Source organism: Telluria sp. GW821-FHT07G12, from assembly GCF_059418525.1.
Map to the genome: position 1 here is coordinate 1,211,575 of NZ_JBWKQA010000001.1, position 20,874 is coordinate 1,232,448.

The 20,874-nt window shown below is 59.7% G+C and carries 14 protein-coding genes and 2 tRNA genes; all 16 read left to right on the plus strand.

Features of this window, described 5'->3' with window-relative positions:
* The first annotated feature begins 149 nt into the window (after positions 1 to 149).
* The 16 genes from mutL to AC07PE_RS05750 all read left to right on the plus strand — a co-directional run bounded on the left by mutL (position 150) and on the right by AC07PE_RS05750 (position 20,874).
* Positions 150 to 2,120 carry a DNA mismatch repair endonuclease MutL gene (gene mutL, locus AC07PE_RS05675; protein WP_498762385.1) on the plus strand — a complete coding sequence of 657 codons (1,971 nt, stop codon included), beginning with the start codon at positions 150 to 152 and terminating at the stop codon, positions 2,118 to 2,120.
* An 8-nt stretch (positions 2,121 to 2,128) separates the two neighbouring features.
* Positions 2,129 to 3,088: a tRNA (adenosine(37)-N6)-dimethylallyltransferase MiaA gene (gene miaA, locus AC07PE_RS05680; protein ID WP_498762387.1), complete on the plus strand. Its 960-nt coding sequence runs from the start codon at positions 2,129 to 2,131 to the stop codon at positions 3,086 to 3,088.
* A 43-nt stretch (positions 3,089 to 3,131) separates the two neighbouring features.
* Positions 3,132 to 3,208, plus strand: a tRNA-Met gene (locus tag AC07PE_RS05685).
* A gap of 63 nt (positions 3,209 to 3,271) precedes the next feature.
* A tRNA-Met gene (locus tag AC07PE_RS05690) sits at positions 3,272 to 3,348 on the plus strand.
* Positions 3,349 to 3,619: 271 nt separating this feature from the next.
* Positions 3,620 to 3,913: a hypothetical protein gene (locus tag AC07PE_RS05695; RefSeq protein WP_498762389.1), complete on the plus strand. Its 294-nt coding sequence runs from the start codon at positions 3,620 to 3,622 to the stop codon at positions 3,911 to 3,913.
* On the plus strand, positions 3,873 to 5,324 hold the full coding sequence (locus AC07PE_RS05700; RefSeq protein WP_498762391.1) for a pilus assembly protein TadG-related protein: 1,452 nt from the start codon (positions 3,873 to 3,875) through the stop codon (positions 5,322 to 5,324). Before AC07PE_RS05695 ends, AC07PE_RS05700 begins: the two co-directional genes overlap by 41 nt.
* A complete protein-coding gene (locus tag AC07PE_RS05705) occupies positions 5,321 to 6,277 on the plus strand; it encodes a hypothetical protein (protein ID WP_498762392.1) in 957 nt (318 codons plus the stop codon). The genes AC07PE_RS05700 and AC07PE_RS05705 overlap by 4 nt, the downstream gene beginning before the upstream one ends.
* Complete coding sequence (locus AC07PE_RS05710; RefSeq protein ID WP_498762394.1) at positions 6,274 to 7,092, plus strand: hypothetical protein; 819 nt, start codon at positions 6,274 to 6,276, stop codon at positions 7,090 to 7,092. Before AC07PE_RS05705 ends, AC07PE_RS05710 begins: the two co-directional genes overlap by 4 nt.
* Before the next feature lie 48 nt (positions 7,093 to 7,140).
* Positions 7,141 to 7,914 carry a hypothetical protein gene (locus AC07PE_RS05715; RefSeq protein WP_498762395.1) on the plus strand — a complete coding sequence of 258 codons (774 nt, stop codon included), beginning with the start codon at positions 7,141 to 7,143 and terminating at the stop codon, positions 7,912 to 7,914.
* Positions 7,915 to 8,098: 184 nt separating this feature from the next.
* The gene (gene cpaB, locus AC07PE_RS05720; protein ID WP_498762397.1) at positions 8,099 to 9,049 is read left to right on the plus strand and encodes a Flp pilus assembly protein CpaB; all 951 of its coding nucleotides are present in this window, start codon (positions 8,099 to 8,101) and stop codon (positions 9,047 to 9,049) included.
* A 58-nt stretch (positions 9,050 to 9,107) separates the two neighbouring features.
* A complete protein-coding gene (locus AC07PE_RS05725; RefSeq protein WP_498762399.1) occupies positions 9,108 to 10,541 on the plus strand; it encodes a type II and III secretion system protein family protein in 1,434 nt (477 codons plus the stop codon).
* Between the two features lie 13 nt (positions 10,542 to 10,554).
* Positions 10,555 to 12,498, plus strand: coding sequence for a TadA family conjugal transfer-associated ATPase (locus AC07PE_RS05730; protein ID WP_498762401.1), 1,944 nt, complete (start codon positions 10,555 to 10,557; stop codon positions 12,496 to 12,498).
* Positions 12,495 to 13,355 (plus strand): type II secretion system F family protein, encoded by an 861-nt coding sequence (locus AC07PE_RS05735; protein ID WP_498762403.1) that lies wholly within the window; start codon positions 12,495 to 12,497, stop codon positions 13,353 to 13,355. The genes AC07PE_RS05730 and AC07PE_RS05735 overlap by 4 nt, the downstream gene beginning before the upstream one ends.
* A gap of 16 nt (positions 13,356 to 13,371) precedes the next feature.
* Positions 13,372 to 14,289, plus strand: coding sequence for a type II secretion system F family protein (locus AC07PE_RS05740; protein WP_498762405.1), 918 nt, complete (start codon positions 13,372 to 13,374; stop codon positions 14,287 to 14,289).
* A 4-nt stretch (positions 14,290 to 14,293) separates the two neighbouring features.
* Positions 14,294 to 15,592 (plus strand): DUF192 domain-containing protein, encoded by a 1,299-nt coding sequence (locus AC07PE_RS05745; protein WP_498762407.1) that lies wholly within the window; start codon positions 14,294 to 14,296, stop codon positions 15,590 to 15,592.
* Positions 15,589 to 20,874: an RHS repeat-associated core domain-containing protein gene (locus AC07PE_RS05750; RefSeq protein WP_498762409.1), complete on the plus strand. Its 5,286-nt coding sequence runs from the start codon at positions 15,589 to 15,591 to the stop codon at positions 20,872 to 20,874. Before AC07PE_RS05745 ends, AC07PE_RS05750 begins: the two co-directional genes overlap by 4 nt.

The following is a 20,874-nucleotide window of genomic DNA, read 5'->3' on the forward strand; positions in this document are numbered from 1 at the left end:
AGAGCGTGGATAGCGCTAAAGGATGGATTCGGTGTTGCCGGAAAATGTGCTCTGACCCCGAATTTTCGACAAAATGTGCTCTGACCCCGAATTTCGGAAAAATCGGACAGCCGTGCTTTGCCACCGGGACACCGAGCTATAATTTGTGCATGAACGCCCCGGCCCCCACCCACCGCCCCATCCAGCAGCTCCCTGACCAGCTCATCTCGCAGATCGCCGCCGGCGAAGTCGTCGAGCGGCCCTCGGCCGTGGTCAAGGAGTTACTGGAAAATGCGCTCGACGCCGGCGCGACCCAGGTCACGATCCGTCTCGAGGAAGGCGGGGTCAAGCGCATCGCCATCACCGACAACGGCAAAGGCATTCCGCCCGAAGAGCTGCCGCTCGCGCTGGCCCGCCACGCGACCTCGAAGATCGCCTCGCTTACCGACCTCGAGAACGTCAACACGCTCGGCTTCCGCGGCGAGGCGCTGGCCTCGATCGCCTCGGTGGCGGCGGTCAGCATCACCTCGCGCACCGCTAACGCGGCCCACGCCTGGGAAATCGTCGGCTCGCACCAGGGCACCGTCTCACCGTCGTCCGGCGCCTTCGGCACCACGATCGATGTGCAGGACCTGTACTTCAACACGCCGGCGCGCCGCAAGTTCCTGAAATCCGAGCAGACGGAGTATGGCCACTGCGCCGAAGTCGTGCGCCGCATCGCGCTGGCGCGTCCGGACGTCTCCTTCAGCCTGACCCACAACGGCCGCACCATCGACCACTGGAACGTCAGCGAAGCGGCCAAGCGCAGCGCCCAGATCCTCGGCAACGACTTCGCAGAAGCGCGGCTGCAGCTGGATGAAAGCGCCGGCCCGCTGCGCCTGCACGGCTACGTCGGCCTGCCGACCGCCTCCAAGGCGCGCGCCGACGGCCAGTTCTTCTACGTGAACGGCCGCTTCGTGCGCGACAAGCTGCTGGTCCACGCCGTCAAAGCCGCCTACGAAGACGTGCTGCACGGCGACCGCTTCCCGTCCTATGTGCTGGCGCTGGAGCTGGATCCGGCCATGGTCGACGTCAACGTGCACCCCTCGAAGATCGAAGTGCGCTTCCGCGACAGCCGCGCCGTCCACCAGTTCGTGTTCCACGCGGTGCAGCGCGCACTGGCCCAGACCTCGGCGACCTCGCACGGCAACGCGCCGGCGCCGGTCAGCGCGGCCGAGATCGCGCCCTCGTCGGGCGCATCCTGGGGCGGCGGCTTCGGCCGCGACTCGGGCGGCGGCGGCACCCCAGCCTGGCGCCGCCCGCACGAGCAGACCTCGTTCGGCTCGCAGCTGACGCCCTCGTCGCCGTATGCATCGACCTTCTCGCCCTCGCCCTTCCCGGCCGGCAGCCGCTGGGATGCGCAATCGTCCGGCGGCGGCGGCGTCGCGCAGCGCACCGAGAGCTATGGCGCGCTGTTCGCCGGCGCCAAGTCCCCTGACGCGGCGACATCGCCGGAAAAGACCGGCTTCGAGCTGCCGCCCACGACCGCGCCCGCCCACGACGACGACTTCCCGCTTGGCTTCGCCCTCGCCCAGCTGCACGGCATTTACATCCTCGCGCAGAACCGCAAGGGCCTGGTGCTGGTCGACATGCACGCGGCCCACGAACGCATCCTCTACGAGCAGCTGAAGAACGCTCTCGACGCCCAGGCCGGCGGCGAGCAGATGCAGGTGCAGCAGATGCTGATTCCGGTGACCTTCTTCGCCGACGCCATCGAAGTCGGCACCGTCGAAGAAAACCAGGAGACGCTAAAAGCGCTCGGCTTCGACATCGCCGCGGTCTCGCCGACCACGCTGGCCGTGCGCGCGGTGCCGACGCTGCTCAAGAACGCCGACGCGCAAACGCTGGCGCGCGACGTCCTGCGCGACGTGCGCGAATACGGCGGCTCGCGCGTGCTGATCGAGCGCCGCAATGAACTGCTCGGCACCCTCGCCTGCCACACGGCGGTACGCGCCAACCGCATCCTGTCGGTGCAGGAGATGAACGCCCTGCTGCGCCAGATGGAAGCGACCGAACGCGCCGACCAGTGCAACCACGGCCGCCCGACCTGGGTGCAGCTGGAGATCTCCGCTTTGGACAAGCTGTTCCTTCGCGGGCAGTAATTGGATTTATGACTGTGAATCACAAATCGATGGCCGTCGCCATCATGGGCCCGACCGCGTCCGGCAAGACCGCCGCCGCACTGGCCATCGCCAAGGAGATGCCGGTCGAGATCATCTCGGTCGACTCGGCCCTGGTCTACCGCGAGATGGACATCGGCACCGCCAAGCCGACCGCTGAAGAACTGGCCAGCGTGCCGCACCACCTGATCGACATCATCGATCCGCTCGAGTCCTATTCGGTCATGCAGTTCCGCGACGACGCGATCCGGCTGGTGGCCGAGATCCAGGCGCGCGGCAAGCTGCCGCTGCTGGTCGGCGGCACGATGATGTACTTCAAAGGCCTCGTCGACGGCCTCGACGACCTGCCGACCGCGGATGCTCTAGTGCGCGCCCGCATCGACGAAGAAGCCGCGCGCATCGGCTGGCCCGGCATGCATGCGAAGCTGCGCGAGCTCGATCCGGCAACCGCGGACCGTTTGGCGCCGAACGACGCCCAGCGCATCAACCGCGCGCTCGAGATCATCGAACTGTCGGGCAAGCCGATGTCGGAGCTGCTGGCGAAGCGCGAGAAGGAAGCGCTGCCCTTCGAACTGGTCTCGTTCGCGCTGGAGCCATCGGACCGTGCGGTGCTGCACAAGCGCATCGCACTGCGCTTCGACCAGATGCTGGGCGAACGCGACGACGAAGGCATCGTGGCCGAAGTGGCGCGCCTGCGCGCACGCGGGGACCTGAGCCTGACCCTCCCGTCGATGCGCTGCGTCGGCTACCGCCAGAGCTGGGAATACCTGGACGGCGTGTACGGCCGCGAACAGCTGCGCGAGAACGGCATCGTCGCCACGCGCCAGCTGGCCAAGCGCCAGCTGACCTGGCTGCGCTCGATGCCGGAGCGGATTGTCGTCGATTGTCTGGCGAAAGATGCAACGGCTCAGGTTCTTGGCGCGCTGGACAAGCACATTCGGAGCGGGTAACCTTGACAGTCTTGGGTGCGGACGGCATAATGCACCCCGTTTCGGTGATATAGCTCAGCTGGTTAGAGCACAGCACTCATAATGCTGGGGTCGGTGGTTCAAGTCCACCTATCACCACCAAGAATTCATACGAGATGGCTTGGCTTTCACCAGCTGAGCCATTTTGTTTTAGTACCTGTTTTCGGTGATATAGCTCAGTTGGTTAGAGCACAGCACTCATAATGCTGGGGTCGGTGGTTCAAGTCCACCTATCACCACCAGAATTTGTTTCACCATCAACGGCTTAGCCTTTTATTGGGCTAGGCCGTTTTTGTTTGTACTTCAGCTCTTCTCATTTCCCCCTCTATCCAGCTCCTCGCCAGCCCCGGCGCATACCCAAGTTCCATGGAATCAGCGACTGATCAATAGTCGATCGAGCGGAAGTCCTTCCAATCACCAAAGTTGATCGGCGGCAATATTTTCCCCGCCTCCTGCAAACATACTGTGTCCTGCAAGCAAGCCTAATGACTTCAACCTCAAGGAGTGCCAAGCATGAAACGTATTACCCAGAAATTAAGACAACGTGGGCAAGGGATGACTGAATACATCATCATCGTTGCCTTGATTGCCGTAGCAGCGATTGCGGTCTACCAGTTGTTCGGTGCAACCATCAGAAACCAGACCGCTGGCATTGCGCTGGAGGTAGCAGGCAAAGACGGTAAGGCAGCGATTACCGCCGCCGGGAGTGCTGCGACAAAGGCCGAAACCCGGGCAAAAGATGGAGATGCAAATTCTCTGTCTTCGTATGGTGACCAAGCGGGTGCAGGCAAGCAGGATGGCGGTTAATAGCGGCGATCGTTCGCGCCGCGCGGCCAAAGCGCGGTCGCGCATTCTGGCCCGACAGCAAGGACAGGCTCTCATCTTCGGCCTGTTCGCGCTGGCGGGAAGCTTTATTGCGCTGCTCTTTCTTTTCAATACCGGTCAACTGACCGCCGAGAAGACGAAGCTGGTCAACACCGCCGATGCAGTCGCCTACAGCGCCGGCGTCATGCACGCGCGCGCACTGAATTTCGATGCCTATACCAATCGTGCATTAGTGGCGAACGAAGTGATGATTGCCCAGGCCGTGAGCATGGCGTCATGGACGGCCTATGTTTCCGACCATGCGCAAAGCGCGCAAACACTGATGAATTGCCGGAATCAATTTGCCGTTCCGGTCGGCCTTCTGCTTTTGACCTATGTACCGGCCTGCTATGCATTGGGCCTTCCGCCCGGTGCGAGCGCTGCTGCGATGCTGGGCCAGACTGTTCCATCTGCTGCGCAGGCCGTTGTAACCACCGCAGAAGTGGCCAAAGCAGCATTGCAGGCAGCGCAGGTGAACATGGCTGCAGACTTGTTCATTGCACGTAAATTGTTGATGCAGGAAGTGGCGGATGCAAATTATGTGAATGACGGCGAGGTCCACGTCGACAACATACCGCTAACCGATGATTTCGGGCTTCTTGGCGCTAACTTCATTACTCGCTATGCGGACAAGGATCGCAGCCGTTTCAAGGACGTCACGGTCAAAGCTGCGAACCAGGATCAATTCATTCAGCAGCGCTCATGGACATCGGCCAATGGCATGCCCTGCATATTGGGCAATAAGGCTGAATTCCGGAGGCGCGGCGCCACTGAATTGATCGGATTCGACGAATGGCGTGCGATGGACACTGCGTCGCTTCATACATGGACCTTCCACATCCACCTTTTCTCCACGAGTTGCGATGAGGACGAGACGCCACTCGGCGCTGCCAGCCAGGGAGCCGCAAACAGCCGTAGCGGCGGAGACAGCGGATTCGGTGGCTCGAGAGCCGACAATCCGGTCGCAAGCGTCTATGCAAGCAGCAACGACTGGAAATATAGCGGACTGCCTAAATTTTATGACCTGAAGCAAAATGCATTGCAGGCGAATGAAGACTCGCCGCCCCTGCTTCGATTTGCCATCCGGCTGACAAGAGCGAAGGACCAGGCCGTGACTTCCGAAGGCAGGTCCGGCGTGAAACCATCGGGCAGATTGGCCCGGTTCGACAGCAAACTTGCCTCCGATGTTCTCGCGGCGGTTTCGACATCGGAAGTCTTTTTCCGAAGACCTGTTCCACGCAGCGATGGCAACACCGAACTCGCCAGCTTGTTCGACCCGTTTTGGCAAGTTCACCTAGTTTCCACATCAAGCGTCGATATTGCGAAGGCAATCGCGCTGGGAGGACCTCGATGAGCACGAATCAAATCACCTCAACCTACGTCATTTTTGTAAGCCGATCGCGTCTCGCCATCTGGTTGTTGCTGACTTGGGCAGGATTGATCTGGTCGAGCGCCCACGCCACGACGCAAGGCGAAACCGCGCTGGCCAATTCACCGCTTCCCCACGAAAGGATAGGCACGAGCAGGGAGTCCGTGAAGGTTCACTGGGTACGTTTGCAAGGCTATTTCGACGGCACGAAAGGCCATGCAGCCATGTTGGACGAATTGAAGGCCGATATTCAAAACTGCATCCATGCAGCCCAGCTTGGCGGCCGTCAGACCCGACCGCCGCAGGTCTGGCCGGACTATGTCCAGAGCACCCAGAGCGACACTTATGATGCTGCGAATCGAACGATAACGTACACGACCACGCTCCTGTATACCTACGATCACGCCGATTGCAGCTTGGTGGAAAACCGTCGGGTAGTAGCGAAACTCGCATCCACCAAGGGATTTTGCGACATCGATCTCGTCAATAAAACAGCCCATGGTGTCTGTGAAGCGCATGCTCATGCAGACGCCCCGGCGCTGACGCACATCGGCCCAAAAACGCAGACACAAGTCAGCCGGGCAGCAGCACCGAACGCGCAGATGCAAGCGGCCTTGGCTGCCATGGAACAAGCGATGAAGCAATACGGGCCAATCAAGACCGGGGAGCACAAAACGATCGCAGGCATCGAGTGCGGCGTGATGACACATGTCCTTGGTACGGGTGGCACGGCCTGCATTTCACGTAGTGGCTCGTTTGCAGGCTGGCATGCGGGTACCGGATCGACAGGTTCCGGTATGGAGCTCGAGTTATCTGGTGTCGGTGGGCTAAACGCGCGCGCCGTCAAAGCGCAACTCGATACGTCGGTAAATGCGACAGTGTTTGCGCCCTATCTGGCAGACGGCTTCCAAGTAAGCAATATCGTAAAGCGCAAATGAGCAGGCGCCTGAAAGCAGCGCGCACAAGCGGACAGGCGCTGACCGAATTCCTGGTAGTGGCGCTGGCGCTGGTCCCGCTCTTTCTGCTGATGCCCATGATCGCGAAATACCAAGACCTCGTCTACCAGACACAAATGGCCAGCCGTTACGTCGCCTTCGATACGAGCGCACGTAACGATTGGCAAAACAGTTGGAAGGACCCCGGCCAATTGGCGGGAGAAGTGCGCCGCCGGTTTTATAGCAATCCCGACGCGCCTATCAAGACAAACGATACCGCCGGCAACTTCGACGCTCACCGTAATCTCTTCTGGCGCGGCCCGGCCAACGAACCATTGATCGCCGACTTCGACAAGGATGTATCGATCAGCTTCGGTGACGCCAGAAGTGCATCCCGGGCTGATGGCCTAAAGGCGGCCAAGGACGGCGATCCCTTCAACAAGATTGGCGGCACGGATGTAGCAACGAACATCGCCGATCAGCTCGGCCTGAAAGCAACCGGCATTTTCACAGGCAATGTCAGTGTCAAGCTGGTCAATACGCCTGGTTTCCTCAAGTCCTATCAACCGTTCGACAAGATCGACCTGTCGATAACCCGTCACACGAGTTTGGTTGCCAATGGCTGGGATGCCGACTCGCCGCACAAAGTTGTAGAACGCATCGATAGCAAATTGCTGGTTCCGGGCACGCTGCTCAGACCGATCGCGTCAGTGACCGGTGTCTTCATCATGCCTTTCGAAGCAGCCCAGGTGCAGACCCCACAATTGGGACAACTTGATTTCTGGCAAGACGTTGTTCCATCCGATAGGCTGAAATAGCTGACGACATTTCCTTTCCGCACGCTGTACTTTGCATAAGGAGCTACGATGGCATGTACAAAGCGCGCACTCAGAACTGCAAATAGGGAATTTTTAAAGCAGATATGTGTCTTGCTTGCGACGCTGGGATCGTTCCATCCTGCGTCAGCCACCTCCGCCGACGAATGGCCGCAAGTGCGTATTCCCCGGCAGATCGAAACCTTCGACGTCGCTCGGGAAGTGAGTGTAAATGGCAGCCGGGCCAGGATCCGTGGCTTCGTTTCACGGGCAGTCCCCTCCGAGCTCGCTGCCTCTTTCCGGCAGTTGTTCGGTCAGCCGCTCATGGAAGACCGACGCGGCGACAAAATCATCCTGGGCCGGGGAGAAGGCCAGTATTACGTCACGGTGCACCTCGATCCGCTTGGCTCCGGCACGCGCGGTGTAATTGCGGTGACCAGGCCGCCAGTAGACAACGAGGAACCTGCCGATGCCGCCGTAGCGCGTCGCCTGTTATCCTCCATGCCCCCAGGCTCGACTTTGGCAAGTCACACCACGTCCATCGACGGCAGGACCCGCGCCGACCATGATGCCATCGTCAATTCCCACAGCATTGGCATCAATAGAGAATATGTGCAGCGCATGCTTCGTGCCGACGGTTTTATCCTCGAGCGCAAATCGGGTCCTTTGTCGGCCATGCCTGCAGGTTCCCACACTGCGTCTGACGCACGGACCATGTTTTTCAAACGCTCTGGCGCAGAGGCGATCGCAGTTCTTTTCAGTAGCGATAACAACAAAAGCGTCATCGTCCTGAACCGGGTTCATTTCGCGGGGCTTTCCAGGTGAAATATTCGTGCATTAAACGTTCAGGCGGCCAATCAAGCATCGAATACCTTGTTGTCTGCGCTGCGCTCGCCTTTGCACTGGGCGTGGCAATGGCAAATCAGGACAGCGTGCTGTGGCAGTTGGCTGAAGCCTTCCGAACCGCCTTTCATAAATTTAGCTACGCCATATCTCTTCCAGGCTGATCATGAAAATCAACTTCCAGTCGCTACGGAATATTAATAAGACCTGGTTATCGCTCGGCGTCGCCTTGTCGATCGGATTATTGACCGCGCTGGCTGCACGCAGCTTCCTGAGTCATCAAATGGAAGCCATGCTAGAAGGCAACAAGCGTGAGACTGTCGATATTGTCGTCGTCAAGACCGAAGTCGCTGCCGGCACCAAGCTCGGCAAGGAGAACCTTGCAGTTCGCAAGATTCCAGTCGATTTCGCACAATCCGGGGCGGTCCGACCCGAGGATTTCGCACGCATTGACGGCAAGGCAGTCGCTTACAACCTCAGAAGCGGCGAAATGCTCATGTGGAGTCAGATGGAAGCCCAGCGCGCGCCAACATTTTCGGCGCGGCTCCCTCCAGGCCGGCGCGCCATCACGGTCGTCGTGGATGAGATCAATTCCATTTCCGGCATGCTCGAACCAGGCGATTTGATCGACCTGATGTTCGCCGTTGAGCAGAACGGCCAGAAGGTGGTGCTGCCGCTTCTACAGAGCATGCAGGTAATGGCAACCGGCCAGCGTGTGGTAGACGATCCCAAGAGCGGCGAAAAAGCCCAGTTTGCGACGGTAACCTTGAACGCTACTCCGGATCAAGCCAAGAACATCATCATCGCACGCGAAACCGGAAAGCTGACTGCCCTGTTGCGCAATCCAGGCGACAATGAGCCTATCGGCAGCAAGAGCCTCGACCTAGCAGCCTTGTTCGGCAATCGGCGGATGGCGCCCCATTCTGTTCAAGGAGTGCCGGTCCTGTATGGCGGCAGCGGCGCCAAGCTTCCACAGGAGGCCCTGAGGTTCGGCGATGCACGCGCTTCGCAGCTGGCACCGCCAGCGTCTTCGCCGGTAATCGCGGCTGCCCCGGCAAGCACAATTCCAACAGCGGCCCCCGGTGCTGCCCTCGCTCCGAACCCCGTGATCCCGTAACACCACGCAGCAAGCGCTGCCACCTTCCGATAGCTGTCCATAACGAAAGCGACAAGCCATGAAGAACCGTATTCGGTCAGTACGAAGTGGTCTCGCAATCATTGCTGGCCTGCTTGCCGCGCCGGCAATGCCAGCGTGGTCGCAGCAAGCTGGTGCGCCAAGCATGGCGGCGCTGCAGGATCACGCCGGCACGCAACAACCCGTCCAGCCAAGTGAAGCCGAGCCCGCACAGGAGCTCGAGATGTTTGTGGGTGAATCTCGCGTGTTCCCGGCCCGCGGCGTGGTGCGTATCGCCGTTGGCAGCGCCCAGGTCATTACTGCCAATGCACTGGACGGCAAGGACATCATCGTGTTTGCAAACGGCCCTGGAACAACGATGCTTTATGTATGGACTGGCGACGGCCGCTACCAGCGGACCAAGGTCAGTGTCATGGCCAACGACATTACCCGCTACGCCCGCGAAATAGCCGGTTTCCTGTCGACGATCCCCAAGGCGAAGGCCACAGTTGTAGGCGACAAGATTATCGTCGAAGGCGACGACCTCACCGATGCCGATCGGGACAAGGTCACTGAACTGGCGAAGCGCTACCCGCAAATCGTCAACTTCACCAGTCCCATCGGCTGGGAGCAGACCGTCATGCTGGACGTGAAGGTGGTCGAGTTCCCCCGCAGCGAACTGCGCGATCTCGGGCTCAAATGGGGCACTGCAGGTGGTGCAGCAGTCGGTGGCATCTGGCGCCCCGTGACGAGAGGGAATACCGCCGGCTTGTCCATCGCGCCACCTGGCGGTGATAGCGGGCTGCCGATCAGTTCCAGCGCCGAAAACGGCCTTGTCTATCCGGTGAGCCCGGTCCTTACCAGCGCGGTAAATCTCGGCCTGAACGCGACCTTGCAAGCACTCGAACAGAATGGCAGGGCAACGGTGCTGGCCGAGCCCCAGCTATCGACGCGCAGCGGCTACAAGGCGAGTTTTCATGCGGGTGGAGAAATCCCGTATTCGGTGGCCAGCGTCAATGGCGTGACAGTGCAGTTCAAGCCTTACGGCGTGCGGCTTGACATCGAGCCGCGTGTTGCTCGCAGTGGCGCGATCCGCGCTGTCATCGATTCGGAAGTCAGTTCGATCGACACCTCTGTCTCGAGCACGAGCGGTCCGGCATTGCTGACGAGGCGAACCCGAACCGAATTCAACGTGAAGCCTGGCGAGACTATCGTCCTGTCCGGCTTACTGCAACGGAACACCAGTACGGACATCGAAGCCCTTCCCTTCCTCGGCAATATCCCGATCCTCGGTGCGCTCTTCCGCTCCAAGCGCTTCCAGAACAAGGAGACCGAACTGGTCATGTTCGTCACGCCGCATCTGATCGACAGCCATACGCCCTCACTGAAGGACCGTATTGAGCGCACCAATGAGCGCCTGGAACAGAATCTCGGCGCCCCACCCTACCTGACCGACCCGGTTCAAAAAAGCCACGGAACGGCTCAGGGCCACTGAGTGGTCGACCACTATGTTCAAGATAGAAATTACTCATCAAGACGGCAGCGTCAAGACCCTCGAGGTCCCTGACGAATGCGTCGCAGGTAGCAGTGCACGTAACGACATCCACCTGAACAGTTGGCGCGTGAGCAAACAGCATGCCCGCTTCATGAACACCCCTTCGGGTGTCCTGGTCGAGGACATGGGAAGCTACCTCGGGCTAACCGTTAACGGCATGCGGGTGTCTGGTCAGCCTGGAGCACTGACATCGTCAGACGTGGTGTCGATCGGCCCCTTCAAACTGCGCGTGATTAGTATGCCGGCCGCGACTGGAACAAACCGCCGTGCCCCAGGTGTGCCTGATCGCCGCAAGACCAATGCGCTCCAGTACAACAACGGCCCCGAGCGTCGCACCACCAGCGCAGACCGTCGGTCCACGGACGTGCCAACGGAGCTCACGGATACACGGCGAGCCAGCGAGACAGCACCAGCGATCACATCACAGTCCCAGCAGCAGTTCGGGAGTAGTTTGAGCCAGACGAAACAAGTACGCACAGACCATTCAAATTCCGCAGAGCGGGCGCGGGCTGTGGCGCCGCTGTCGAAACAGAAGCAGCTCGAATTCGAATGGCGTGCACTTCTGCATGCTGCCTTGCTCGAACGGATGGATTTGCGCCGGCACGACGTGTCGAAAATGAGCGATTCCGAGCTGCGCGAAGAAACGAACAATTTCATTCTCGAGGTCATCGCGGAAATGCAGGAAGAGGTTCCGCCTGAGCTCGACCGCGACCTGCTGGCCAAACAGGTACTCGACGAAGCGGTGGGCCTGGGCCCGCTGGAAGAATTGCTGGAGGACCATAGCGTTACCGAGATCATGGTCAACCAGTTCGACAAGATTTTCATCGAACGCAAAGGCCGGCTCGAACGTCATCCACTCACCTTCACCAGCGAGCGTGCCGTGATGGGCGTGATTGAACGGATCGTCGCTCCGCTCGGGCGCCGGATCGACGAATCGTCGCCGATGGTCGATGCGCGCCTGAAGGATGGCTCGCGGGTGAACGCCATCATTCCGCCGCTGGCGCTGAAGGGACCCGCGCTGACAATTCGTAAATTTGCGAAGCGCAAGATGACAGCCCAGGATTTGGTTTCCCTTGGGGCCATGAGCGAGGCCATGGCAGAATTCCTGGAAGTATGCGTGGCAGCGCGCCGAAACATTGTGGTGTCGGGCGGAACCGGTTCCGGAAAGACGACGCTGCTGAACATCTTGTCGAATTTCATTCCCGGCGAAGAGCGCATCATCACCGTTGAAGATGCGGCCGAGTTGCAGTTGCACCACGATCACTGGGTCAGCCTGGAGTCTCGCCCTGCCAACGGTGAAGGCAAGGGGGCGATACCGATCCGGGAACTGGTCAGGAACACGTTGCGCATGCGTCCGGACCGGATCGTCGTAGGCGAGTGCCGCGGCGGCGAAGCACTCGACATGCTGCAGGCGATGAACACGGGCCACGACGGCTCGCTGACCACCCTGCACGCAAACAGCCCGCGCGACGGCCTGGCGCGCCTCGAGACCATGGTCCTGATGGCCGGCATGGACTTGCCGCTGTCCGCCATACGTGAACAGGTCGCATCGGCCATCCATCTGATTGTGCAGCAGACCCGCTTTGCCTGCGGCACGCGGATGGTCACCAGCATTACCGAGGTGACCGGCATCGAAAGCGGCAAACTGCAGCTCCAGGAGCTTTTCCGATTCGTGAACCTGGGGTACGGCAGTGGCGCCGGCAACGACAAAATCCGCGGCTATTTCACGGGCTGTGACATGGCGCCGACGTTCTACGAATCGTTGCGCTTCTCGGGCCGTTCACTCGACATGAACATCTTCAAGCCCGTCCCCATCGATGACGCTTTCGATAATGGTCCCGGCGATGCCGATGAATCCGAGCCTGCCGAAGCCGGATACACGGGAGCGGCCGGATGAACACCCAGTCGATTCTCCTTGGACTGACGGTCGTAGGCGCCATTGCGGCGACATTATTCGCGTGGTTCATGATCGACATCGGCATGACGACGATGGCGCGCTACCGGGAACAGTTCACTGAACGCACAAGCTTCCAAGCACGTGAGTTCTTCCTGTTCATTGACCCAGGAAAAATCTTTGCGGCGCATGTGACGCTTGTGATACTCGGCAGCATTCTCACAATGCTGTTCTTTCATGGCTTCGTGCCAGGGCTGGCTATCGGCTGCACACTCGGGTTCTTCCCACGCTTCATGTATGCCCGGTTGCGGCAACGCCGCCTGCGCCGCTTCGAGGAGCAGTTGCCCGACGCGTTGACCATGCTGGCTGGCGCCCTGCGGGCCGGACTGAGCCTACGATCGGCGATTGCCCAGCTCGTGATCGAAGCACCGGCTCCACTCGGACAGGAATTCACTTTGCTGCTGCGAGAGCAACGGCTCGGCGCCACCCTCGAGCAAAGCCTGAACGGACTCGCGCTGCGTATCCCTACCCCCACTACCCTCCTGACCGTGTCGGCAATGCGCATCGCTTCCGAAACCGGCGGCGGCCTGGCCGAGATGCTCGAACGAACGGCCAACACGGTACGCAGCAGCTTGCAGATCGAAGGCAAGATCGGTGCGCTCACAGCGCAGGGAAAAATGCAGGCCTGGATCGTCGGTTTGTTACCCATTGGATTGATGCTGGTGCTGACCCAGATGGAGCCTGCCGCCATGAGCGTACTGTGGCACACCCCGATGGGCTGGGGAGCGCTCGCCGTCATCGGCGTCCTCGAGGCGCTTGGCATCTACGTCATCCGCAGGATCGTTGCAATCGACGTCTGATCGGCAAAGGCGATACATGTCCCAATCGACCATCATGCTTGTCATCACATTGTCGGCCCTGCTGTTCGGTACGACAGTAGGCCTCGTTATCATGCGGGTGGGCCGTGCAGTGGCCGAGATACCCGTCGAAGACAGGCGTTACAAGGACCCGCCTCCGCTCGGATTCCGTCTCGTCTGGTGGCCAATCCAGTGGCTGAGCTATCCGCTGGGACGAATCGTCTCACAAGCGCCGGCATCGTCCTTGCCGGCGCGACTACGCAAGGCCGGTCTGGAATACACGCTTAACGCGCCGCAATTCGTCGCCGGTCGGATTTTATGCGCACTTGCGGTAACGAGTGGCATGCTAGGCCTGCTAAAAATGCTGGGGCATGGCCCCTCCGGCGACTTCAGTGCCGATCGCTATTGGCAGGCAGCCGTGCTTGGCGCCGTTTGCGGCTGGGGCTACTGTGGCATCTGGCTGAAAGATCGGATCGCACTGCGCAAGCGCGAGCTGCAAAAATCACTGCCCTTCGTGCTCGACCTGATCACGCTGTGCGTGGAGGCTGGCCTGAACCTGCAAGGTGCGTTCAACCAGGCCGCCGAAAAAGGACCTCAAGGAGTTCTGTGCGATGAAATACAGCGGGTACTGCGCGATGTCCGCAACGGCAAGGCACGCGCCGAAGCCTTGCGTGGCATGAGCGATCGCTTGCAGGAGGCAAGCGTAACGAACTTCATCACTGCAATGATACAGGCCGAACGCGTTGGCATGAACCTGGGTCCGGCCTTGCGCGCACAAGCCGATCAACGCCGCTCGGAACGTTTTTTGCGCGCCGAGAAACTGGCGATGGAAGCACCAGTCAAGCTGCTGTTCCCGCTGATCGCCTTTATCTTCCCATGCACTTTCATCGTCCTGTTTTTCCCGATTGCGGTCCAGTTCATGAGCATGGGTCTTTAGGCAGATGGGCGCGCGGCAGCCGGTAGTTTGCACAATATCCACGGCGACCGGCACGCATGCGCTCATATTGCGCATCGCAGATACTTTCTTGGCGCGGTTTCGGGGGCTCATGCTGAGTACGCCTCTAGAGCCGGCAGAGTGCCTGCTGATCACCGATTGTCCAAGCGTGCACAGCGCCTTCATGCGCTATCCAATCGACGTCGTTTACCTCGACCGGCACGGCGTGGTTACCCGCTGCGTTCCTCAACTGAAGCCATGGCGCGCGAGTGTCAGCGGTTTTGGCAGAGGACGCGCCGCCCATACCCTCGAACTCGCGGCGGGGATGATTTCGATGCTCGGCATTGCTCCCGGCGATCGCCTCCACCACCCGAACTTCGCACAGCCCACGCCGGTTCGCATACACCCTCGGGCGAAGCAACGTGGTTCGGCCATGATCGAATTTACCGTGGTTGGGCCATTGATCGTGCTGCTCGGCCTTGGGCTTCTGCAATACAGCATGGCTTTCTTCGCGAAGAACCAAATCAATTACGCGGCTTTTATGGCTGCACGCGAAGGTTCGTTCGCGCATGCCGACCTGAGCACCGTTCAGCAAGCGTATGTTCGTGCGCTAGCGCCAATGTATGGGGGCGGCGAAACGCCTGCCGAGCTGGCCCAATCGACGGCAAAAGCAAGTGCTGACATGGCCGGCAATATGCAAATCGAGATGCTGAATCCGACCAAGGAAAGCTTCAGCGAATGGAACGACGAAACGCTTCAAACGCTGCTAAAGACCGGTAATCGGCATGTCATTCCCAATTCAGCCCTGGCTGCCAGACTCAATGGATCCAACGCCGTGCGCGCGTCTTCAGGGCAGTCGCTTCAAGACGCGAATTTGCTGAAACTAAAAATCACGCATGGGTATGTGCCCAAGATGCCGATCATTGGCAAGCTCTACCTTACCTACCTCAAGTGGGCAGACCAGCACACGGATGACTTTCAAACAAAGCTGATCAGCAGCGGACGCATACCGGTCGTCACTCACGTCACTATCGAGATGCAGTCCGATGCGATTGAGCCTGACTCGCCTGTGTCCACGCCTGGGATGGGGAATGGCGGCCATTCCACCAATCCCCCGAGTCCGCCGGTAACGCACGGCCCTCCACCGGACTGCACCACGCTCAGCTGCAACAGTCCCGCACCACCTGCGCCAGAGCCCGAACCGGCTTGCAATCCGTTTACTGATCCGAACCATTGCGAGCCGACGACATGTGTTCCGAACTCCCAGATGTGCTGTATTCCCGCGAATTTCACGCCCATACCATGACGACACTGCACAGACATCCCTCGACTTTTCTTGAGCCGGCCGTGACTAACGTGCTCGCTACAGCGCTGGATAACTGCCTGAGGCGCCGATCGATGGTCGCCCTTGCGGCAGTACTCGCCGCATTGACCTTTTCTGCCCATGCTGCGGATTGCTCCGCGTCCCCAGGTGGAAACCCTAATCAGCCCGGTCAGTGCGCCGGTGTAGGCAACCCGATCAATGTAATGACCGGCAATAAGTATCAACGCGAAGAGGATATGCCCGCCTTGCCAGGTGTACTGGGTTTGGAAATCGTCCGTCACTACAACAGCGCATTCAGCGCCCCGAGGCACCCCAACGGACCACTCGGTCGGGGCTGGCGGCTGTCGTATGAAACGGAAGTAATAGACCGCTGGGGCAAGATTCAAGTGCTGCAGGCAGACGGCGGACGGGTAATCTTCGACCGTGATCGCAGAAGTCCTACTGGGTGTAGCACCGCTGACCCGGCCAATGGCACTATGGCAGTCGGCCGCCAGCAGGATGGCCGGCATGACTACACATGGACTTGGACCGATGGCCGCAAGCTGCACTTCAACGCCGCAGGCAAGCTCGACCGCATTACGGCCCCGACTGGCGAAATTGTACGCCTGCTCTACGACAGCCAGAATGTGCTGGTGCGCGTGATCGACCCACTGGGGCGCAGCCTGAACCTGGTCTACTACGATCGCCACCTACCGAACCACTTTCATGGGGTGCAATTCATCGATACGCCAGTAGGCCGCTTCGCCTACGAGTACGGAAGCGCAGTGCCCACGGGTGCCGAACTGCTCGACCGGCGTCAGATGCTGGCCAACCTGGTGCGGGTACGCCTGCCTGATCACTTCGATCCGGATACCAAGGCGCACGCCCTCAGCAGCCGCGGCACGACACGTAGCACGACTAGCCGCATCTATCACCACGAGGACGCGCGTAGCCCGTGGCTGATGACGGGGATTAGCATCGAAACTGCTGGGGCGGATGGTAAGTCGGTTGCGACCCGCTACTCCACCTACGGCTATGACGACACGGGTCGCGCGATCCTCAGCACCCACGCCGACAACGTTGGCAAGGTCACGCTCGACAACCACGAAGCCGGGAAGACCGTGCTTACCAACAGCCTTGGCCAGAAAACAGTCTACCGACATACCGTGATCGCAGGCGAGTATCGTCTGCTCGAAGTGCGCGGGGCGGGATGTTCGCTGTGCGGCGAGCCAAATGTACGCTACGGCTATGACGACACTGCGCGCTTGATCGGCACGACCAAGCTGTCCGAAAATGGCGAGGCTGTCGCGGCGACGAAGGTGCAGCGAGACAAGCTCGGTCGAATAATGCGAATCGACAAAGTTGCGTACCTGCATGGTAAACCTACATCTGCGCAACTGCAGGTGCGCTTCGAGTACCAGGGCACTGGCTTCGCGCCTGTTCTCGCGGCGAGGCCCAGTGTCGTGCCAGGCAAGGAGTTGGTGACGCGCATCGAATACAACGAGGCTGGCCAGCCGCTGAGTGTGACGGAAAGCGGCTGGGCGCCGACCGCCGATGGCAAAAAAGCGGCAGAGCGGGTCGAACGCGCGATCCGGTACCGCTACGCGACTATCAACGGCCGCAGTTTGCTGGTCGAGATGGACGGGCCGCTGCCGAATGGCAAGACGAACAGTCCGGCAGACTCGGATGTGACGGTGTTCGAATACGATCATCAGCCGACGCCGCTGTCCCCATCCCCGGCCAGCAGCTTAACTCAGTACGAGCAGCACGAAGGCATCATGACAGCAATGATCGCCCCCGGGAATCGCAAGAGTGAAGTCGGCTACGACCACGCCGGCCGTATCACCACTGTCAAGGATGCCGAATCCCACACGACCAGCTTGCGCTACAGCCCACGCGGCGAGCTCCTCGCCTTCACCCGCGAGGGTATTACGCACAGCACGCGTTACGATGCCCTCGGCCATCCCTTTGAGGTAGGCTACGAAGACGAAAAATCCTTCAGGCCGATAAGACGTTACGGCTATGACGAAGCAGGCCGCAACACCTGGACGGCGTCGGCACTGGGCGTCCTCCAGACTTGGCGCTTCGACACCGAAAGCCAGTTACTCGAAAAGTCCACGCTGTCAAACGTCATCAAGCAAACGCAACGTTATGAATACGATCACCTGGGTCGCTTGCAGGCCGCGACTGACGCTAGTGGCGCCGCTCGCCGCATCGCTTGGAACGTGGAGGGCCGGCCCGACGCGCTTACTGATGCACTGGGCCGCGTTACACACCTTGGCTATGACGCCACAGGCAATATTACGGCAGTGAAGTTGGCGGACAGCACCGAAATCCGTTTCGACCTCGACCTGTACGGCCGTCCCGTCGCCGTGGTCGCGCTAAACGGCGCCACGACACGTTACGTGAGGGATGACTTCGGCCGAGTCATCGCGACCATCGACGCCGACAGCGGCGCGACCATCAGGCGCTTCGACGCCGCCGACAGGCTAGTCGCGAGCCTGGATGCCAACGGTAACCGCACTAGCTACGAATACGACGTAATGGGCCGCATCGTCCGGGAGAGCGTTACCGACGCAGGCAATGCTGGCAGCGCAGACAAGACATCTGTCACCACCTGGCGTTACGAAGGACCGCGCCTGATCGCAATCGATCATCCGAACCAGTCCGAGCGCTACGACCATGATGCTCATGGACGAGTCAGTGCAAAGACGGTCATCCTCGCGCTCGCCGACGGCGCACGCGTGCGCTACACGGTGCGCTACCGCTACGATGTCATGGGCCGGCTCGCCGGAGTTACGCTTCCCGACGGCAGCGATCTGAACTACCGACGCAACGGTCAACACCAGATCACGGCGCTTGAGCGCCGACGCGCCGTTAGCTCTTGGATACGCTGGCTGTTGCCGCGGCAGACCATCGTCGAGGACCTTGAACGCGATGTGGTGGGTCTTACACGCCTGACCTATGGCAACGGCATTGAGGCGCAGTACCAGCGCAGCAGAGAGGGCAGCCTGGCCCGTATCGTCTACCGCGATCCACGCATGCGACAATCGCGCGATCAAGCCGGCGCCGCACTAGGAGCCCTGCTAGGTGTGCGTCCCACGCTGTCGGCGCCTACGCCGACACTACCAGGTGCGCTTGGCGTGCTGGCAGACTCGCAAGCTTTGCTCGACCATCGCTACCTGTGGGATGCACAAGGCAACCTGCTGCACACGCGCGACAAAGATGCCGTCAGCAGCTACGCGTATGACGCGCGTGACCGACTAATCGCGGCGGCGACCGGCCTGAATGCCGGCTTTGCCCGCTATTACTACGATGGCAACGGCAATCGCCTGCTGGAGCAGGAGGGTATCGACCAGAGCGATCTACGCACCAATACCGTCAAAACAAGCTTCGCGCCGGACAGTGATCGCTGGCAAACCAAGCTGGAAGGCACTAGCGCGGAGGAAGTTCGCTACGACCCCGCGGGCCAACCAGCAAGCATCGGGCAGCGCAACTTCGTCTGGGACGCCTTAGGAAAACTGCGGGAGGTACGTGACGGCCAGCGCATCCTCGCACGTTACCGCTACAACCACCGTGGCGAACGCATCGAAAAAGCCGTCGGAGGCAAACACACTTATTATCTGTACGAAGACCGCAGGCTCTTGGCCGAGCTGGACAGCAATGGGAGGCTTCTGCGACAGTATATCTATCTAACCGACCAACCCGTCGCCATTATCGACGTTCCAAACGATGGAACCGAAGGTGTCCGTCGCCCACAGTCAGTCGACTTTATGTCCGACGTTCACCTCCTCTGGCGCAGTTGGTTCAGTAAGGGTGAGACCCTTACCTACCTACACAGCAATCACCTTGGCGCTATCGAGATGGCTACGAATACTAAGGGCAAGCCTATCTGGCTAGTGGCGTACAGTCCATTCGGGAAGCTCATGTCTGTAATTGCTCGTGACACGTCCAGTTTCGAAATAAACCTGCGCCTGCCAGGTCAGTATGCCGACAGGGAAACCGGGTTATATTACAACGATCACCGCTACTACGACCCCGCACGCGGTCGTTATCTGACGCCAGATCCGCTTGGGCTTGCTGGTGGCGCGAACAGCTACATTTACGCGGGCGGAAATCCAACAAAATACATCGATCCGGAAGGTCTGGTTCTGTTTGCATTCGATGGAACTGGCAATACCAACGATCAAACTTGGCTGAGCGCTAATGGAAGTTCGCCATCCAATGTATTACGCCTCTTCGATTTGTACGCAGACGGAAATGCGCGTTACGTTTCTGGTGTGGGTACGGTCCATCGGGACCAGCAATATGGCGATATTGTTCCTGCCGCATACAAGCCAGGGGGCATCCCACTGCCGGCACAAAAAGCCGACATGGGAGCAAACTATTCGGGGCCGGCACGGATTCAGCGCATGGTGCAGTACTTCAATGATGAAGCAGATCTTGCGTCAAATAATGACGCAATGGACATCGATATTGTCGGCTTTAGCCGGGGCGCAGCCGAAGCACGGGACTTTGCCAACCGCATCATCGCTAACACCACAAATGGCTGGTACAGCTATAAGAATGGAAAAGGACAACAGGAGTGTCAAAAAGTCAACTTTCGCTTCATGGGGCTTTTCGATACTGTTTTATCGACCAACCGTAGTGGCGTTTCGTACAACCTCGGCATTTCGCTTCAATTTGCTTATGTGGCGCAAGCCGTAGCGTTAAATGAACATCGAGGAAAGACAACGCGGCGGCTGCTGGATTCTGTCGGCGCGTTCCCGCTCGAGTCGATTATAGGCGGGAGTAGTCCGATCGGAAAAAAACGTGTCGAGCGCGGTTTCATCGGCTCACATGCTGATATTGGTGGTGGCTTTGGCTCGAATGAAAGCCAGCTATCGCAAGTCGCGCTGACGTGGATGGTAGAGCAAGCCAAGGCAGCAGGTCTCAAGATGACGGATTCACCTCTGTTGCACACAATCATTGCCAATCCGGTGCTGCACGACAAGAGCGACAACCAGTACTCGACCAGTGGGGCACCAGTGGCACCAGGAATCGAAGATCGTGAGGTGCACTACAGGGACGGCAAAACGACCACACAGATGGCGATGAGCGGAGCCGGTATGACTTGGGGCGATACTCAGAAATTCATCAGTTATCTTCCCGCAGTCAAACTGGGCGACCGGGGTGAAGTTGTTCGCTTCCCAAGCGGCGACTACAAAACTGGAACAGTAGACATGCGGCGCTACTTAGACTGGCTGAACAAAAATGGCTACAACATTAACATGAAGGTACAGTGA

Excerpts from the sequence above, each read along its gene's own strand:
- mutL (WP_498762385.1), top strand. The coding sequence starts at position 150 with ATGAACGCCCCGGCCCCCACCCACCGCCCCATCCAGCAGCTCCCTGAC.
- miaA (WP_498762387.1), top strand. The coding sequence starts at position 2,129 with ATGACTGTGAATCACAAATCGATGGCCGTCGCCATCATGGGCCCGACC.
- AC07PE_RS05695 (WP_498762389.1), top strand. The coding sequence starts at position 3,620 with ATGAAACGTATTACCCAGAAATTAAGACAACGTGGGCAAGGGATGACT.
- AC07PE_RS05700 (WP_498762391.1), top strand. The coding sequence starts at position 3,873 with ATGGTGACCAAGCGGGTGCAGGCAAGCAGGATGGCGGTTAATAGCGGC.
- AC07PE_RS05705 (WP_498762392.1), top strand. The coding sequence starts at position 5,321 with ATGAGCACGAATCAAATCACCTCAACCTACGTCATTTTTGTAAGCCGA.
- AC07PE_RS05710 (WP_498762394.1), top strand. The coding sequence starts at position 6,274 with ATGAGCAGGCGCCTGAAAGCAGCGCGCACAAGCGGACAGGCGCTGACC.
- AC07PE_RS05715 (WP_498762395.1), top strand. The coding sequence starts at position 7,141 with ATGGCATGTACAAAGCGCGCACTCAGAACTGCAAATAGGGAATTTTTA.
- cpaB (WP_498762397.1), top strand. The coding sequence starts at position 8,099 with ATGAAAATCAACTTCCAGTCGCTACGGAATATTAATAAGACCTGGTTA.
- AC07PE_RS05725 (WP_498762399.1), top strand. The coding sequence starts at position 9,108 with ATGAAGAACCGTATTCGGTCAGTACGAAGTGGTCTCGCAATCATTGCT.
- AC07PE_RS05730 (WP_498762401.1), top strand. The coding sequence starts at position 10,555 with ATGTTCAAGATAGAAATTACTCATCAAGACGGCAGCGTCAAGACCCTC.
- AC07PE_RS05735 (WP_498762403.1), top strand. The coding sequence starts at position 12,495 with ATGAACACCCAGTCGATTCTCCTTGGACTGACGGTCGTAGGCGCCATT.
- AC07PE_RS05740 (WP_498762405.1), top strand. The coding sequence starts at position 13,372 with ATGTCCCAATCGACCATCATGCTTGTCATCACATTGTCGGCCCTGCTG.
- AC07PE_RS05745 (WP_498762407.1), top strand. The coding sequence starts at position 14,294 with ATGGGCGCGCGGCAGCCGGTAGTTTGCACAATATCCACGGCGACCGGC.
- AC07PE_RS05750 (WP_498762409.1), top strand. The coding sequence starts at position 15,589 with ATGACGACACTGCACAGACATCCCTCGACTTTTCTTGAGCCGGCCGTG.